A 15,963-nucleotide genomic window follows, 5' to 3' on the forward strand; every position below is an offset into this window, starting at 1 on the left:
TAAGAAGGAGCCCGCACAGCATGTCATGCACGCTACCAGACGTCTCGCCATGCGCCGCCCCGGATCTCAGATCCTGAGAAGGCGTCGTCGGGGAGCGGAACCTGCCGCACCGGCGAGATCCATCAGGGACCGGTCGAGCCCGGCCGGAGATCAGTCGGGGACGAGGACGCTGAGGCAGGTCACGCATCCTTCCAGCCGCTCGTACTCCGAAATATCCACCCGCGTCACCAGATAGCCGCGCTTTTCGAGCATCGCGGCGGTCTTCGGGGCCGACGCGGCCAGCAGGAGCCGGTCGCCGCCCAGCGGCACCACGTGCGCGCCCGGCTCCTCCTCCGGCACCAGCATCCCCGGCAGGTCCGCACGGGCGGGGTCGCCGATGAAGGTCCCGTCGGGCAGCGCGGTCACCGCCGACTTCAGGTGCAGCACGCCGCCCAGCCCCACGGGCACCACCTCGCGCTCGGGCAGCAGGGCCGTGAGCTGCGTGATCCCGTCGTCGTTGGTGCGCGCGGACCTGCCGACGTACACGGTGGGGCCGACCTGCAGCACGTCGCCCCCGTCGAGCGTGCCCGGCGGCGCGATCCTGACCGAGTTCAGGCCCAGCTCGCGCACGACCCGCGCCACCGACTCCACCTCCGGCCGCCGCTCCGGCGCGCCCGGCCTGGTCAGCACGGCCAGCCGCCCCGACACCACCACGGTGTCCTCCACGAAGGGCGCGTCGGGCAGGTCGTCGGCGCGCGGCACGTACACCGGGCGCCAGCCGGCCGCGGCGAGCGCCGCCACGTAGGCGTCGTGCTGGACGGCCGCCCGCTCGTGGTCCACGGGCCGCCGCTCGATGTGCGTCACGATGCCCTCGGCGATCCGCGGACCGGGCTTCCTTACCAGCGCGATACCAGGCATAGGGCGTGTTCTATCACGCAGTGGTTAGAGTCTTGGGCATGCGGGACGACGAGATTCTGACCAGGATCAGTGCTCTGGTCACCGAGGAGCACGATCTGCGCAACCGGCTCTACGCCGGCGAGGTGACCTCCGACGAGGAGCACGCGCGCATCAAGGAGCTGGAGACGGCCCTCGACCAGTGCTGGGACCTGCTCAGGCAGCGCCGGGCCCGGCGCAACGCGGGCGAGGACCCCGACGGCGCGGCCGCCCGCCCGGCGGGCGAGGTGGAGAACTACCGGCAGTAGGAAGACGGGAAGGCCAGAGGCGGGGAGCTGCCGGCAGGAGGACCTGAGCCGGGAGCTGCCGGCAGGCGGAAAATCGTTCGCCCAGGCCGGGGGGCATGCGCTTGTCTGGGGACATGCGGATCGAGCCCATCGCCATCGCCGACCGGCCGGACGACCTCGTGGAGGACGAGCTGTCGGCGGGCCTGTACACCGCGTACGCGTCCGGCCACACCGACGACGCCGGCCCCCGGCTGACCGCCGCCCAGTTCCGCCGCGACATCTACCTCAACACCCCCGGCGCGCGTGCCGAGGCGTGGGCGATGGTCGAGGGCGGCAAGGTGGCCGGCGGCTACGCCCTGTCGCTCTCCCGGCTCGACAACCGCCACATGGCGTGGGTCTTCCCCCTCGTCGTACGCCCCGAGCACCGCGGCCGCGGGCTGGGCGGCGCGCTGTTCGAGCACGCGCTCGACCGCGTGCGCGCGCACGGCCGCACGCTCCTGCTCACCGAGACCCCCGCCACCGGCGCCGGCGCCCGCTTCGCCCGCGCGCACGGCATGACGGTGGCGCTCGTCGAGGCGCGCCGCACGCTCGACCTGCGCAAGGCCGACTGGGCGGCGCTGGAGCGCCTGACGCCCCGGGTCGAGGGCTACAGCCTGGAGCGCTGGATCGGCCCGGCCGGCCCCGAGCTGCTGCCCGACCTGGCCACGCTCATGGGCGGCATGAACGACGCGCCGCGCGACGGCGGCGTCGAGGCGGCCGACTTCAGCGTCGAGCGCCTGCGTGTGCGCGAGGAGCGCATCCCCGCCGGCGGCCAGACCTGCTACACCACGATCGCCCGCCGCGACTCCGACGGCGCGCCCGCCGGTTACACGCGCATCGTGCTCGACGCCGCCCGCTCCGACGGCTGGGCCGGCCAGGGTGACACGACGGTGCTGCGCGAGCACCGGGGCCGCCGCCTGGGCCTGCTGCTCAAGCTGGCCAACCTGTTCTGGCTGCGGGAGCGGGAGCCCCACGTCGAACGCGTCATCACCTGGAACGCCACCTCCAACTCCCCCATGCTCGCCATCAACGAGGCCATGGGCTTCGAGCTCTTCGACGAGTGGCACGAGTGGCGGCTCACACTGTGAACTCCACGGCCATTCAGCATCCGGCGCTCGCGGGTTAACCTGACGATCTATGACCTTGAGAGACGGGGATCCGCGGCAGGTGGGGCCGTACACCCTGCTCGGCCGGCTGGGCGAGGGCGGCATGGGGGTCGTCTACCTGGCTCAGGCGCCCGACGGGGCGCGGGTGGCCGTCAAGCTGATCCACGCCAGGCTGGGCGCGCGGGCGGACTTCCGGTGGCGCTTCGCCCGCGAGGTGGCCGCCGCCCAGCGGGTCGCCCGCTTCTGCACCGCTCCCGTGCTGGACGCCGACGTGGTCGGGGACCTCGCCTACCTGGTCACCGAATACGTCGAGGGCCCCAGCCTCAGGGACGCCGTGGAGACCGGCGGGCCGCTGCGGGGCTCGGCCCTGGACGGCCTGGCGGCGGCGATGGCGATGGCCCTGCGCGCCATCCACGGGGCCGGGGTCGTGCACCGTGACCTCAAGCCGTCCAACGTGCTGCTGTCGCAGGTGGGCCCCAAGGTCATCGACTTCGGCATCGCGCAGCTCGCCGACGCGGAGATGAGCAGCGAGATCATGGGGACGCCCGTCTACATGTCGCCCGAGCAGGTGGCGGGCGGCCCCGTCGGCCCGGCCTCCGACATCTTCTCGTGGGGCGGCACCCTCGCCTTCGCCGCCGGGGGCGCGCCGCCGTTCGGCACGGGGCCGGTGCCCACGGTCCTCATGCGCATCGTCAACGACCCGCCCGACCTGCGCGGCCTGTCCGGCCCGCTGCGCGACCTGGTGGCCGCGGCCCTGGCCAAGGAGCCGGCCGGCCGCCCGACGGCCCAGGACCTGATGGACCGCCTGAGCGCGGGGGGCACGAGCGTCCCCGGCGGTGCGAGCGTCCCCGGCACGAGCGCCCCGAGCGGCCCGGGCACCCCGAGCGGCCCGGGCCCGGCCTTCCCCAAGGGTCACGCCCCGGCCACGGGAGCCGCTCCCGGCCGGACCCCGGCCACGGACGGGCCGTCGCCAGAGGCGCCCTCGTCTTCAGGACGGCGCAGGCGCGGGCTGGTGGCCGCCACCGCCGCCGCGCTCGTCGCGGTGGCCGGCGTCTCCGCCGCCGTGGCCCTGCGCGACGACCGCCCGGCCACCGGCGCCCGCCCCTCGGAAACGGCGGAGCAGGCCGCCGGCAGCCCCACCGCCCGCGGCTCCGCGCGGCCCACCGGCAACCCGCTGCGGGCCGGGCCCGGCGTCACCTTCTACGCCCCCGAGGAGCCCGGCGCCGCCCGCCAGGCGAGCCTCTGGCAGGACGACCGCCCGCAGGACGCCGAGCTGATGCGCAGGCTGGCCCGCGTCCCCTACGCCATCCGCCTCAACCAGCCGGAGGTCAGGGCGAAGGTGGCCGGCACGGTCACGGCGGCCGAGCAGGCGGGCGGGGTCCCCGTCTTCCTGCTGAGCTTCATGCCGGGCAACGAGTGCCACCCCACGACCGCCGAGGCCATGCCCGCGTACCAGAAGTGGGTCGCCGGCGTGGCCCGCCAGATCGGCGACTCCCCCGCGGTGGTCATCCTGGAGCCGGGCAGCCTGGTCAGGGTGCCGGGCACCGAGCAGTGCGACGGGCCGGGCTCGCCGCAACAGCGTTACCAGGACGTCCGCCAGGCCGTGCGCACCCTCAAGGCCAACCCGAACACGGCCGTCTACCTCGACGGCAGCCAGGACTACTGGCCGGGCACCGAGATCATGGCCGGGCGGCTGATCGACGCCGGGATCGAGCAGGCCGACGGGTTCTTCGTCAACACCGGCGGCTACCAGCGCACGGACAAGAGCGTCGAGTACGGCAAGGCGCTGTCGGCCTGCATCGCCGTCCGGCTGGCCACGGGCGGGAAGGAGTGCCCGCAGGACGCCGGCGTGGACCCGGCGGCCATGCCGCACTTCGTGGTCGACACCAGTAGGAACGGCCGGGGCTCCTGGGCCCCGGACAAGCACTACGAGGACCCGCAGACCTGGTGCAACCCGCCGGGCCGGGGCGTCGGCGACCGGCCCACGACCGAGACGGGCGAGGAGCTGGCCGACGCCTACCTGTGGATCTCGCGCGCGGGCACGTCCAACGGCCGCTGCCGGCGGGGCACGGACGGCGAGCAGGACCCCGAGCGCGGCGTGGTCTCCCCGCCGAGCGGCGAGTGGTGGGGCGAGCTGGCGCTCGAACGGGCGAAGAACGCCGTCCCGCCCCTGCGCTGACCCCGCGCTGCCCCTGCGCCGGCCCTGCGGCGGCCCTGCGGCGGCCCTGCGCCGGCCCTGTGCCGGCCCTGTGCCGGCCCTGTGCCGCCCCTGCCGCTGAACCTGCGCCGACCCCGCGCAGGTTGCGCCCGCGTTAAAGGGGCGTAAAGAACTCATGTTAAGCGGACGTTAGATCTGGGCCCGGCTCCCTTGTCCGAACAACCTTCCGGCATAAGGCTCTGACCAGCAATGACTCCCTCAGAAGCCCCCCAGGAGGTTCGTCCGTGAGCTCCGTGAGCAAGGCACGCGTGCCGTGGAAGGCCGTGCTCGGCGGCTCTGTCGGCAATCTGGTCGAGTGGTACGACTGGTTCGTCTACAGCAGTTTCGCCGTCTATTTCGCCGCCTCCTTCTTCCCTGAGGGGAACGACACGGCCAAGCTGCTCAACACCGCGGCCATCTTCGCCGTCGGCTTCTTCATGCGCCCGCTGGGCGGCTGGCTGCTCGGCCGCTACGCCGACAGGAAGGGCCGCAAGGCGGCGCTCACGCTCACCGTCACCCTGATGTCGGCCAGCGCGCTGCTGATCGCGATCGCGCCGACGTACGAGTCGGTCGGCTACTTCGGCGCGCTGGTGCTGGTCGTGGCCCGCCTGCTGCAGGGCCTGTCGGTGGGCGGCGAGTACGCGGCCAGCGCCACGTACCTCACCGAGGCCACCCCGCGGGGCCGGCGCGGCTTCGCCTCCAGCTTCCAGTACGTCTCCATGACCGCCGGCCAGCTCGTCGGCCTCGGCCTGCAGATCATCCTGCAGAACACGATGTCCAGGGAGGCCCTGAGCTCCTACGGCTGGCGCATCCCGTTCGTGGTGGGCGCGGCGGCCGCCGCGGTCGTGTTCTACCTGCGGCGCAACCTCCTGGAGACGGAGGCGTACGACGAGGAGGAGCGGGAGGCCGGGCAGTCCGGCGAGCGCGGCACGATCAGGGAGCTGCTCGCCCACAAGAAGGAGGCGCTGCTGGTCATCGCGCTGACGATGGGCGGCACGGTCGCGTACTACACCTACACCACCTACCTCACCAAGTACCTCTCCAACACCGCCGGCCTGGCCAAGGAGACCGCGACGCTGGTGAGCTTCTGCGCGCTGTTCATCTTCATGTGCCTGCAGCCGCTGGCGGGCGGGCTGTCGGACCGGATCGGGCGCAGGCCGCTGCTGATCACGTTCGGGATCGGGTCGATGCTGAGCACGGTGCCGCTGATGACGGCGCTCGGCGGCGCGCAGGGCTTCGGCGGCGCGCTGGTGCTCTCGCTGATCGGCCTGGTCATCGTCACGGGCTACACCTCGATCAACGCGGTGGTCAAGGCCGAGCTGTTCCCGACGAACGTGCGCGCCCTCGGCGTGGCGCTCCCCTACGCCATCGCCAACGCCCTGTTCGGCGGCACCGCCGAGTACGTGGCGCTGTGGTTCAAGGACAGCGGCATCGAGTCCGGCTTCTTCTGGTACGTCTCCGGCTGCGCCGCCGTGTCCCTCGTCGTCTACCTGACCATGCGGGAGACCAGGGACGCCGCCCTCTCCCGGGCCGAGCAGGCGATGGAGAACGCGCCGGTCTCCCGCGTCTAACCTGGGCGTATGCGGGTTCTCCTGGTCGAGGACGACGATCGGCTCGCCTCCGCCCTGACCACCGCCCTGGCCCGGCACGGCCATCAGGTCCTCCGGGCGGGGCTGGCCGTCGACGCGCTCCGCCTGGCGGGGGGCGTCGACTTCGTCCTGCTCGACCTGGGGCTGCCCGACATGGACGGGCTCGACGCGCTGCGCCGGCTGCGGCGGGTCTCGGCGGTGCCGCTGATCGTGGTGACGGCCCGTACCGAGGAGCGCGAGGTGCTGCGCGGCCTGCGGTCGGGAGCCGACGACTACCTGGTCAAGCCGTTCCGTACGGTCGAGCTGATGGCGCGCATGGAGGCGGTGGTGCGGCGCGGCACCCGCCCGCGCCCGCCGCGCGACGACGTGGTGACCGTCGGAGACGTCCGCATCGACCTGGAGGGCAGGCAGGTCACGGTGGCGGGCGAGCCGGTGACGCTGACCCGGCGCGAGTTCGACCTGCTGGCGCTGCTGGCGCGCGAGCCCGGCGTGGTGCGCGGCAGGGAGGAGATCCTCGACGAGGTGTGGGGCGACCCGCTGCTGTCGGCCTCGCGCTCGCTGGACGTGCACGTGGCCAACCTGCGCTCCAAGACCGGGCGGCCGGGCCTGGTGGAGACGCTGCGCGGGACCGGTTACCGGCTGGGCTCGACGGCGTGAACTCCCGGCTGGTGGTCACGTTCACGACGCTGATCGTGTTCCTGGTGGCGGCGCTGGCGGTGCCGCTGGGCCTGGCCTACGCCTCCCACCGGACCAACCGGCTGCTCCTCGACCGCCGCGCCGACGCCACCCGCTTCGCGGAGCTGGCCGACCAGGCGGCGCGCGACGACGACCGCACGGGGCTGGTCGCCGAGATCAACCGCTACGCCGACCTGTACGGCGCCGCCGTCCGCGTCCGTGACCGCGACGGCTCGGTGCTGTTCACCGCCGGCCGGTTCGAGGCCGACGAGCGCGACGCGCTGCGCCTGGCCCTGTCGGGCCGCACGACCGAGGACCTGCCCACGATCACCCCGTTCGGCCCGGCCACGGTGCTGCTGGCCGAGCCGGCCGGCCGGGACGCGCAGCTGTCCGGCGTGGTGCTGCTGCAGGCGCCGGCCGACCGGGCGCGGCTGGACGTGACGCTGGTGTGGGCCGCGGTGGCACTCGGGGCGCTGGCCGCGCTGGCCTCCTCGGTGGTCGCGGCCAGGAGGCTGGCCCGCTGGATCCTGCGGCCGGTCACCGAGCTGGACCGCACGACGCGGGAGATCGCGCGGGGCCGGCTGGACGCGCGGGCGCATCCCGGGGTGGGGCCCTCGGAGCTGCGGCGGCTGGAGGAGCGCTTCAACGCGATGGCCGACGCGGTGGCGGGGGCGATGGAGCGGCAGCGGGCGTTCGTGGCCGACGCCTCGCACGAGCTGCGCACCCCGCTGACGGTGCTCGGGCTGCGGCTGGAGAACCTGGAGCCGCATCTGCGCGGCGAGGGCACGGCCGAGTTCGAGGAGGCGATGGCGGAGCTGGACCGGCTGACGCTGCTGGTGGAGGACCTGCTGGCGCTGGCCAGGGTGGAGGCGGGGGCGGGCGTCGAGAGCCGAGAGGTCGAGCTGGGGCCCCGGCTGGCGGCGTGGACCGAGGTGTACGCCGCCAAGCACCTCCACCTGGTCACCGACATTCCCGAGAAGTCCGTCGTGCCGGAGGCCGCGGCCAGGATCGCCGACATCGCCCTCGACAACGCCCAGAAGTTCGTCCCCCCGGACGGCACCGTCACCGTCACCCTGGATGACGGGGTGCTGCGGGTCGCCGACGACGGCCCCGGGCTGTCCGAGGAGGAACGCGCTGAAGCCCTGAGCCGCTTCTGGCGCTCGGGCGCACACGCCAACGTCCCGGGCAGCGGCCTGGGCCTGGCCATCGCCACCGAACTGGCCCGATCGTGCGGCGCCACGCTGCGCCTGCTCCCCGCCGAGCCCCACGGCCTGGTCGTGGAACTCCAGCTACCGCATCAGCCGTACACCGACCGGTAGTAGCGGGCGGCGCCCGGGTGCAGGGGGACGGTGCCGGTGCCGATGGCGTAGCGCTCGTCCAGCCGGCCGCCGGGGGCCGACGGGGCCTGGAGACGGTCGCGGGCGAGGAAGAGGGTCTCGGTGATCGTGTACGCCAGGTCGTCCGGCAGCGAGGCCCGGCACATCAGGTAGCTGGGGGTGCCCACGGTCGGCACGGAGGTGGCGCCGCCGTAGGCGCCCGCGGGCACGGAGGCGTGCTCGTAGACGGGCCCGTACGCGCGCCGCAGCACCGGCACCAGCGGCTCCAGCGGCAGCAGCCGGAGGTCGTCACGGGCGGCCAGCGCGGGCGTGGGCACGCCGCCCGACCAGAAGAACGCCTCGATCCGCCCGCGCAGCAGCGCCTCGACGGAGGTGTCCAGGTTGAGCCGGACGGCCCGGGGCGGGCGCTCCAGCCCGGCGGCGGCCAGCACCCGCGTGGCGGTGACCGCGGTGCCCGACCCCTCCACGCCGATGGACACGGCCCGCCCCGACAGCTGCCGCACCTCGGTGACGCCCGAGGTCGCGGGGACGACCAGGTGCACGTAGTTCATGTACATCCGGGCCAGCGCGGTGACGGGCTGGTGGCGCACGCGTACGGCGTCGGCGGCGCTGTCGGCCAGCGCGAAGCCCGCGTCGGCGCGCCCGTCGGTCATCATGGTGAGGTTCTGCACGCTCGCGGCGGTCCCCATCACCCGCGTCCGCACCCCGGCGCGCCGCAGCTCCTCGGCCAGCCGGTCGCCCAGCGGCCGGTACGGCCCGCCCGCCAGCCCCGTCGCCAGTCGCAGCTCCCGCCGCCCGTCATCCCCCTGTGAGCACCCGGACATCGCCGCCACGGCGATCGCCCCGAGCAGGGAACGGCGGGATATCGACATGAATTCACGTTAGCCGGTGGAACAGAATGGACGATGTGACGACCGCCCGCCTGCGCATCGCCCCCGAACTGCGGATGTTCCTGCCCGCCGGCCGCCGCCACGAGTGGCAGGACGTGACCGCCGGCACCACCTCCACCCTGGGCCACCACGTCGAGTCGATCGGCGTCCCGCTGACCGAGGTCGGCCCCATGGTGGTGGCCGGCCGGGGCGTGCCGCCCTCGTACCAGCTCGTTCCCGGCGACGTGGTGGACGTGCACCCCGTCCCCCGGCCCCAGCAACTCCCCCACGAGCCGCGCTTCCTGCTGGACGTGCACCTGGGCACGCTGGCGCGGCGGCTGCGCCTGCTGGGCATCGACACCGCCTACCACAACGACATGGACGACCCGGCGCTGGTGGTGCAGGCCAACGAGGAGCGGCGGGTGCTGCTCACGCAGGACCGCGGCCTGCTGCGCCGCCGCGCGCTGTGGCTGGGCGCGTACGTGCGCGGCTCGGCCCCCGACGACCAGCTCCGCGACCTCCTGGAGCGCTTCGCCCCGCCACTGCGCCCGTGGACCCGCTGCACGGCCTGCAACGGCGTCCTGGCGCCGGTCACGAAGGACGAGGTCGAGCCCGTGCTGGAGGCCGGCACCCGCCGCAACTACGACGCCTACGGCCGCTGCGCCTCCTGCGGCCAGGTCTACTGGCACGGCGCCCACAGCGGCCACCTGGAGGAGATCGTACGGTCGGCCCGAACCTGGGCCGGAACCACGGCAAGAACCGGGTAACAGCGCGACCGGCGAACCGGCTCCGGTAGACGCCGCCGGCCGAACGGCGCGGCCCGGCCGCCTTGATCCGCGGCCGGGAGCTTCCAAGAGCCACAGCGTAGACGCCGATGGCCGGATGGTCATCTACTTGACGATGATCTGATGGGTGGCCTGGGCCGGTCCGGTCCCGCCGTCCCCCGCATAGCTCGCGAGGTAGCTGTACCTGCCGGCGTTGGCGGGCGTGTCGGTGAACGCGTACGTGCCGTCGGCGTTCACCCTCACCGACGGGAGCTTGACGGTCTTACCGCTGGTGCCCTTGACGTACAGGGTGCGCTGTACGGTGAGCGTGGACCCCGGGGAGGGCGGCCTGCCGCCCGCCGTCAGGGCGCCACTCAGCTCCACGGCCGTGCCTGCGACACCGGACTGCGGCCCTGTCAGGGTGAGCGTGGCTTCGCGCTTGACCGTCACCATGACGGAGGCGCTGCTGCGGCGGTGGCCGTCGTCGCCGTCCCAGAACACCCAGTAGAACACCTCGCCGATGTACGGCGGCAGCTCGAAGACGGGCGTGTCCTGGAAGGTGAACGTGCCGTCCTGCCGCGTCGTCACGCCGGTGATCGGCAGTTTCGTCCAGCCGGGCAGGTACTGGATCACCGTGAGCGGCTTGAGCCCGAGCGCCTCGCCGTCGGCGCGGGTGAGCCGCCCCTCGACGGTGATCGGAGAGCCGACGTACGCGTCCGCGGGGGCCGTCACCGTGAGCTTGGTGGCCGGTAGCGCGACGCCCGTCACCCGCCACAGCAGCAGCCGGTCCGTGGAGCTGCGCAGCAGCGCGAAGACGTCCGTGCCGGAGAACGCGACGCCGTCCGGGAGCAGTTCGGCGTCCGGCTGGTCGGCCGCGAACAGCTCCGCGCCCGTCGCGGCGTCGTAGAGGGTGAGGTCGGTGCTGCCCCACTGGCGTCCCGCCGCGACGTACGCGCCGTCCGAGCCGAGCGCCACGGCGGACGGGTACCCGTCCCAGCCGTCGCCGTAGGTGCCGGTCGCCGCCAGGGTCCTGGTGTCGTACCTGGTGAAGTGACCGGGGGTGCCGGCCGCGCTGAACAGGGTGCCGCCGTCGGAGCTCAGGGTGAGGTCGCGCAGGTGGTCCATGCGCCACTCGTCGCCGTCGATCGTGCCCCGCAGCGCGGGGGCGCCGTCGCCGAGGTCGTAGACCAGCATGTCGGCGTGGTGCAGGGCGGTCTGGCCGACCACGAGCGTGTCGCCGGCGGCCGCGAGCACGGGAGGCCGCAGGTGCTCGCCCCCGACCGCCACGGGCGCCGGGGCGCTCGCACTGAGATCCAGGCCCACGACGCCGCCGGGGCCGTTGTCGCATCCGTGCCCCACCCACAACCGCTCGCCCAGCAACGCCAGGGTGGACGGGCAGGGGTGGGCCGACAGGTCGATGCGCCGGGTGACGGCGAGGCTGCCGGTGTCGATCTCGGCGACCTCGTTCGAGCCGGTGAGAGCCGCGTACAGGCGGGTGCCGTCCGCGTTCACGGCCAGCTCCTGGACACCGGACAGCCCGGTGACGACGCCGCCGGTGACGTTTCCGTCAGTGTCGGCCACGATGATGCGGTCGCCGGCGGGAACGAACACCCGGCCGCCGCCCACGGCGAGGTCGGCGGTGTAGGAGTCGGCGACCCCGAGGTCGGTGATGGCGCCGGCCGCCGAGGCGGCGGGGGCCGTGACGGTGAGCAGGCCGGTGATCAGGCCGGCGGCGCCGCAGTAAGCGACTAATCGGCGAACCAGGGATGGGGACACGAGAGTCTCCTGCCAGGGTGGGAACATATGTTCTAATAACGTCTCATGAGTGCTCCCACGTCAAGATCATCTGGTCGCGCGACACCAAACCGTGATCAAGCACCCTCCGGCCTTGGAGACCGGAACGATTGCCGGCACCGCGTCGACATAGTCACAACGGCCCTGCGGCCGATGTCAGGGCAGGTCGAACTCGTTGGCTTTGGCGCCCTTGAGGAAGGCGGTCCATTCGGCGGGGGTGAAGAACAGCTTGGGGCCGTCGGGGTCCTTTGAGTCGCGAACGGCGATCAGTCTGTCGGCGCCCTTCTTGTGAGCGACCTCAACGCAGTTGCCACCGTTGTCGCCGGAGAAGCTTGACTTCTGCCAGAGTTCAGCAACCTCGACGCAATTACCACCGTCGGGGCCAGAGAAGCTTGACTTCCGCCAGCGAGCCTGGCTCAGGTCCATTTCTCCTCCATGGCCTTCTTGATCAGGTCGAGAGACATGGCCTGAGGCAATGCCTGGGTTCGGATGGTCTCGTAACGTTCCAGAACCAGCGCGACGTCCTCGCGCACGTTCGTGGCGATGCCTCGCACCAGGGTTTCCACGTAGGCCACTTCGAAGTCGTCCTTCATGGTGGCGATCACGAACCCACCCATCAGGCCCGCATGCATGCCGTGCGGGAGAAGCTGAATGCTCAACCGCGGGTTGACGGCATCCAGCAAACGCTGAAGCTGCTCTCTCATCAGGCCGGCCGTTTCGACCGGCCGGTAGAGCACGGACTCATCGATGATGTACCGCAACGCCGGTGGGGGCGGGTCCTCGCGAGTCAGGAGCGCCTGCCGCGCCATGCGGGCAGCCACGAGGGTTTCGTCACCACGCAACAGCGCGCGGGCGTATCGCTCCGTCTGGAGCAGGCCGGGAATCAGGAGCGGCTGGTAGGACCGTAGAGCGACGGCCGCCTTCTCGGTCTCGTCCCACGGTTCGAACCACGACGGGAAGAGCGGGCCCTTTCGCCAGTCGAGCAGGCGATAGAGCGCGCCGCCCGTGTTGAGGACGCTGTCGCACGACCGGGCGAACTCGAAGCTCGCCGGAAGCCGGCCGGTCTCGATGCCACTGATCAGGCCCTCACTGAAGTGGATCCTCTCTGAAAGTTGCCCCTGAGTCAGGCCTGCGGCCTTGCGGTAGTGCCGTAGCTCTCTGCCCCAGATCGCCTGGGGTGTATAGAGGTCGACCATCTTGCCCTCCCTCGCCCCGAGTTCAACGTTGCCCGCACGAACTTCAAGAATCACTCCTAGCAATGATTCTCTTACTTACCGTAGCGGAGGCGCGACAGCATGGCTATATGCAATCCGAAACAATGCTGGGAGAGCGGTGGATGGCCCGTGACGTCAAATGCGTAGCGTCCGTTCGGCGTTTCGTCCGCGACCTGATCCCCGGTCAAGCGGCTTCAGAGATCGCCGAACTTCTCGTTTCCGAGCTCGTGACCAATGCGCTCGTTCACACTTCCACGGAGACCATCCGCATCACCGCGACCAGGGAAGACCGCTTCCTGACCGTGGAAGTGCACGATTCGAGTGACGCCGTTCCGAGAATCGCGGCAGTGGCCTCGACCGCCACCGCCGGAAGAGGGCTCGCCATTGTTCAGAGTCTCGCCCATGCATGGGGGTGGAGACCGACGCCGGACGGCAAGGCCGTGTGGTTTCGGCTTTCCGCATGAAAGCCGTCATCCCCGTGTGGGTCGATCGGCAAGGCGACGTCTGGATGGACACCGGAGAAACCGACCCCCATTCCCGGGAGCCCGTCATCGAGATGCTGAACGGCGAGATCAGAGGACCGCTCAAGCTGATCGCCGGGAAGTTCGGCCCGCTCATGGACCTGAGCCGGCGGGCGGCCGAGACCGCCCGCCGGGCATGACGACGTCGGACGGCGCATCCGCCGGGCGTCACGACGTCAAACGACGCACCCGCCGGGCGCGGCGAAGGCGTCAGACGGCCAGGAGGCGGCGGACCTCCTCCTGCTGGAGGTCGTCGGCGACGCCGGTGCGCACCACGTGGCCGCCGTCCAGGATGACGAACGTGTCGGCCAGCCGCAGCGCGATGTCGAGGTACTGCTCCACCAGCAGCACCGCCAGCCCCGACGCGTGCAGGCGCTCGATGGCCGCCTCGATCTCCAGGATGATCGACGGCTGGATGCCCTCGGTCGGCTCGTCGAGGATGAGCATCCTCGGCTTGGTGACCAGCGCGCGGGCCATCGCGAGCTGCTGCTGCTGGCCGCCCGACAGGTGCCCGGCGCTGCGCTTGAGCAGCGGTCCGAGCGCGGGGAAGACGTCCAGGGCCTCGTCGATGACCTGCCGGGGCTGCTTGGCGGCCTCGGCGGTGACCAGCAGGTTGCCCAGGACCGAGAGCTGGGGGAAGCACTGGTGGCCCTGGGGGACGTACCCCATGCCGAGCCGCACCCGCTCGTGCGGCTTGAGCCGGGTGACGTCGCGGCCGTCGAAGGTCACCGTGCCCGCCGTCGCGGGCAGCACCCCCATCACGGTGTTGAGCAGCGTGGTCTTGCCCACGCCGTTGCGTCCCATGACGCACACGAGCTGCCCGGGGCCGACCTCCAGTGACACCCCGAACAGGACGCGCGCCCGCCCGTACCCCGACTCAAGGCCGGTTACCGACAACATCCTCAGCCTTCCTCCTCCCCAGGTAGACCTCCTGCACGCGCGGGTCGGCGCCGACCTGCTCCACCGACCCCTCCACGAGCACCTTGCCCTCGTGCAGCACGGTCACCGTCGAGGCGTGCCGCCGCAGGAACTCCATGTCGTGCTCCACCACGACCACGGTGTGGTCGCGGGCGATCTCCGTGAGCAGCTCGCCCGTACGCGCCCGCTCGTCCTTGGACATGCCGGCCACCGGCTCGTCCAGGAGCAGCAGCCGGGGCCGCTGCGCCAGCAGCATGCCGATCTCCAGCCACTGGCGCTGGCCGTGGGAGAGAACGCCCGCTGAACGCTCGGCGAGCTCTTCGAGCCCCGTCCTGGCCAGGGCCTCCGCGACGGCCTCGCTGACGCCCTTGCGCCGCCTGGCCAGCGACCAGAGCGGGCTGCGGAAGCCGGCGGCCAGGTCGAGGTTCTCGATCACGGTGAGCTCCTCGAACACCACCGACGTCTGGAACGTGCGGCCGACCCCGAGCCGGACGATCTGGTGCTCCTTCCTGCCGACCAGGTCGTGGCCGCCGAAGCGCACGCTGCCCGCCGCCGGCCTGGTCAGACCGGTGATCACGTCGATGAGCGTGGTCTTGCCCGCGCCGTTGGGCCCGATGAGGAAGCGCAGCTCGCCCTCGGGCACGGTCAGGTCCACGCCGTCGAGCGCGCGGAACCCGTCGAACTCCACCGTCACGTCACGCAGCTCGAGCATTTCGCAGCCTCCCCACCAGGCCCGCGATCCCCTTCGGGGCCAGGGTCATGACCAGGATGAACAGGGCGCCCTGCAGGTAGAGCCAGCCGTCGGCGAACTGCTCGCTGAAGGCCGTCTTGGCGTAGCCCATGACGACCGCGCCCAGCACGGCCCCGGCCAGCGCGTGCCGGCCGCCCACCGCCACGGCGACGACCAGCTCCAGCGAGGGCACGATGCCGAGCAGCGCGGGCGAGATGATGCCGACGACGGGCACGAACAGCGCGCCCGCCAGCCCGGCCATGCCCGCCGACAGGGCGAAGGTGACGGTCTTGACCAGGGCGGGGTCGTAGCCGAGGAAGCGCACCCGGTCCTCGCCGTCGCGCACGGCGACGAGCAGGCGGCCGTACCGGCTCTCGACGAGCTGCCGGGTGCCCAGGTAGAGCAGGCCGAGCACGCTCGCCACGACGAGGTAGAGCCCGCGCTGGGTGGAGTCGTCGGCGAGGTCCTGCCCGAACAGCTCGAAGAAGTTGGTCATGCCGTTGGTGCCGCCGGTCAGGCCCTGCTGGCCGACCAGCAGGATGACCATGGCCGCGGCCAGCGCCTGGGTGAGGATGGCGAAGTACGCCCCGCGTACGCGCTGCCTGAACACCAGCGTGCCGAGGACCACCGCGAGCAGCACGGGCCCGAGCACGGCCATGCCGAGCGCGAAGACCGGGTTGGCGAAGGGCGCCCACAGGGCGGGCAGCTCCTCCACCCCGCTCCAGCCCATGAAGTCGGGCAGCCCGCCCTCGGCCTCGGTGAGCTTGAGGTACATCGCCATGGAGTAGCCGCCGAGCCCGAAGAAGACGCCCTGGCCGAGGGTGAGCATGCCGCCCTTGCCCCAGGCCAGCCCGATCCCGAGCGCGACGATCGCGTAGCACAGGTATTTCGCCAGCAGCCCCAGCCGGAACGGCTCCAGCAGCAGCGGCGCGGCCACCAGCGCGACGACGGCCACGGCGGCGAAGGGCACGTGACGCCGGATCGATGTGAGCACCCGCGAGCGCAACACGGGCATCCCCCGCGGCCGGTTCATGTGAGCACCCGCGAGCG

At 72.3% G+C, this 15,963-nt stretch carries 17 protein-coding genes; 9 read left to right on the forward strand and 8 right to left on the reverse strand.

The annotated features are described in order from the left end of the window. Positions 1-150: 150 nt before the first annotated feature. Positions 151-897 carry a dimethylargininase gene (gene ddaH / locus IO39_RS48175; RefSeq protein ID WP_043640490.1) on the reverse strand — a complete coding sequence of 249 codons (747 nt, stop codon included), beginning with the start codon at positions 895-897 and terminating at the stop codon, positions 151-153. Between the two features lie 38 nt (positions 898-935). Here ddaH and IO39_RS48180 point away from each other — a divergent pair, with 38 nt between their 5' ends. The 6 genes from IO39_RS48180 to IO39_RS48205 all read left to right on the forward strand — a co-directional run bounded on the left by IO39_RS48180 (position 936) and on the right by IO39_RS48205 (position 8,085). Next, entirely contained in the window at positions 936-1,181 is a 246-nt protein-coding gene (locus IO39_RS48180; protein ID WP_043640493.1) for a DUF2630 family protein, read from the forward strand. Positions 1,182-1,294: 113 nt separating this feature from the next. After that, the gene (locus tag IO39_RS48185) at positions 1,295-2,287 is read left to right on the forward strand and encodes a GNAT family N-acetyltransferase (protein ID WP_052424320.1); all 993 of its coding nucleotides are present in this window, start codon (positions 1,295-1,297) and stop codon (positions 2,285-2,287) included. 49 nt (positions 2,288-2,336) lie between these two features. Then, complete coding sequence (locus IO39_RS51745; protein WP_084774758.1) at positions 2,337-4,484, forward strand: glycoside hydrolase family 6 protein; 2,148 nt, start codon at positions 2,337-2,339, stop codon at positions 4,482-4,484. A 272-nt stretch (positions 4,485-4,756) separates the two neighbouring features. Next, positions 4,757-6,073: an MFS transporter gene (locus tag IO39_RS48195; RefSeq protein WP_043640966.1), complete on the forward strand. Its 1,317-nt coding sequence runs from the start codon at positions 4,757-4,759 to the stop codon at positions 6,071-6,073. 9 nt (positions 6,074-6,082) lie between these two features. Next, positions 6,083-6,748, forward strand: coding sequence for a response regulator transcription factor (locus IO39_RS48200; protein ID WP_043640496.1), 666 nt, complete (start codon positions 6,083-6,085; stop codon positions 6,746-6,748). After that, entirely contained in the window at positions 6,745-8,085 is a 1,341-nt protein-coding gene (locus IO39_RS48205) for a sensor histidine kinase (protein ID WP_043640498.1), read from the forward strand. The genes IO39_RS48200 and IO39_RS48205 overlap by 4 nt, the downstream gene beginning before the upstream one ends. On the opposite strand, the gene IO39_RS48210 is transcribed toward IO39_RS48205, so the two are convergent. Further along, positions 8,064-8,975: a TAXI family TRAP transporter solute-binding subunit gene (locus IO39_RS48210; protein ID WP_043640501.1), complete on the reverse strand. Its 912-nt coding sequence runs from the start codon at positions 8,973-8,975 to the stop codon at positions 8,064-8,066. The two genes, IO39_RS48205 and IO39_RS48210, sit on opposite strands and share 22 nt — an antisense overlap. Positions 8,976-9,010: 35 nt before the next feature. Between IO39_RS48210 and IO39_RS48215 the strand changes: the two genes are divergently transcribed. Beyond that, entirely contained in the window at positions 9,011-9,739 is a 729-nt protein-coding gene (locus IO39_RS48215) for a Mut7-C RNAse domain-containing protein (RefSeq protein ID WP_281200390.1), read from the forward strand. A 123-nt stretch (positions 9,740-9,862) separates the two neighbouring features. Here IO39_RS48215 and IO39_RS48220 read toward each other — a convergent pair whose 3' ends face one another. The 3 genes from IO39_RS48220 to IO39_RS48230 form a co-directional block, all read right to left on the reverse strand. After that, the gene (locus tag IO39_RS48220; RefSeq protein WP_043640505.1) at positions 9,863-11,512 is read right to left on the reverse strand and encodes a hypothetical protein; all 1,650 of its coding nucleotides are present in this window, start codon (positions 11,510-11,512) and stop codon (positions 9,863-9,865) included. Positions 11,513-11,686: 174 nt separating this feature from the next. After that, positions 11,687-11,956 carry a DUF397 domain-containing protein gene (locus IO39_RS48225; protein WP_043640508.1) on the reverse strand — a complete coding sequence of 90 codons (270 nt, stop codon included), beginning with the start codon at positions 11,954-11,956 and terminating at the stop codon, positions 11,687-11,689. Then, entirely contained in the window at positions 11,947-12,726 is a 780-nt protein-coding gene (locus tag IO39_RS48230; RefSeq protein ID WP_052424322.1) for a helix-turn-helix domain-containing protein, read from the reverse strand. Before IO39_RS48230 ends, IO39_RS48225 begins: the two co-directional genes overlap by 10 nt. Positions 12,727-12,866: 140 nt before the next feature. Here IO39_RS48230 and IO39_RS48235 point away from each other — a divergent pair, with 140 nt between their 5' ends. Continuing rightward, complete coding sequence (locus IO39_RS48235; protein WP_211267430.1) at positions 12,867-13,208, forward strand: ATP-binding protein; 342 nt, start codon at positions 12,867-12,869, stop codon at positions 13,206-13,208. Between the two features lie 44 nt (positions 13,209-13,252). Continuing rightward, on the forward strand, positions 13,253-13,405 hold the full coding sequence (locus IO39_RS48240) for a hypothetical protein (RefSeq protein WP_157549914.1): 153 nt from the start codon (positions 13,253-13,255) through the stop codon (positions 13,403-13,405). 70 nt (positions 13,406-13,475) lie between these two features. On the opposite strand, the gene urtE is transcribed toward IO39_RS48240, so the two are convergent. Genes urtE through urtC form a run of 3 tightly spaced genes read right to left on the reverse strand, consistent with a single transcriptional unit; the run spans position 13,476 to position 15,946 of the window. Continuing rightward, the gene (gene urtE, locus IO39_RS48245) at positions 13,476-14,165 is read right to left on the reverse strand and encodes an urea ABC transporter ATP-binding subunit UrtE (protein WP_043640514.1); all 690 of its coding nucleotides are present in this window, start codon (positions 14,163-14,165) and stop codon (positions 13,476-13,478) included. Continuing rightward, entirely contained in the window at positions 14,143-14,895 is a 753-nt protein-coding gene (urtD, locus tag IO39_RS48250) for an urea ABC transporter ATP-binding protein UrtD (protein WP_043640516.1), read from the reverse strand. Before urtD ends, urtE begins: the two co-directional genes overlap by 23 nt. Further along, positions 14,879-15,946, reverse strand: coding sequence for an urea ABC transporter permease subunit UrtC (gene urtC / locus IO39_RS48255; RefSeq protein WP_342671503.1), 1,068 nt, complete (start codon positions 15,944-15,946; stop codon positions 14,879-14,881). Before urtC ends, urtD begins: the two co-directional genes overlap by 17 nt. Positions 15,947-15,963 lie beyond the last annotated feature (17 nt).

It is taken from the genome of Nonomuraea candida (assembly GCF_000725485.1).
GTDB lineage: Bacteria > Actinomycetota > Actinomycetes > Streptosporangiales > Streptosporangiaceae > Nonomuraea > Nonomuraea candida.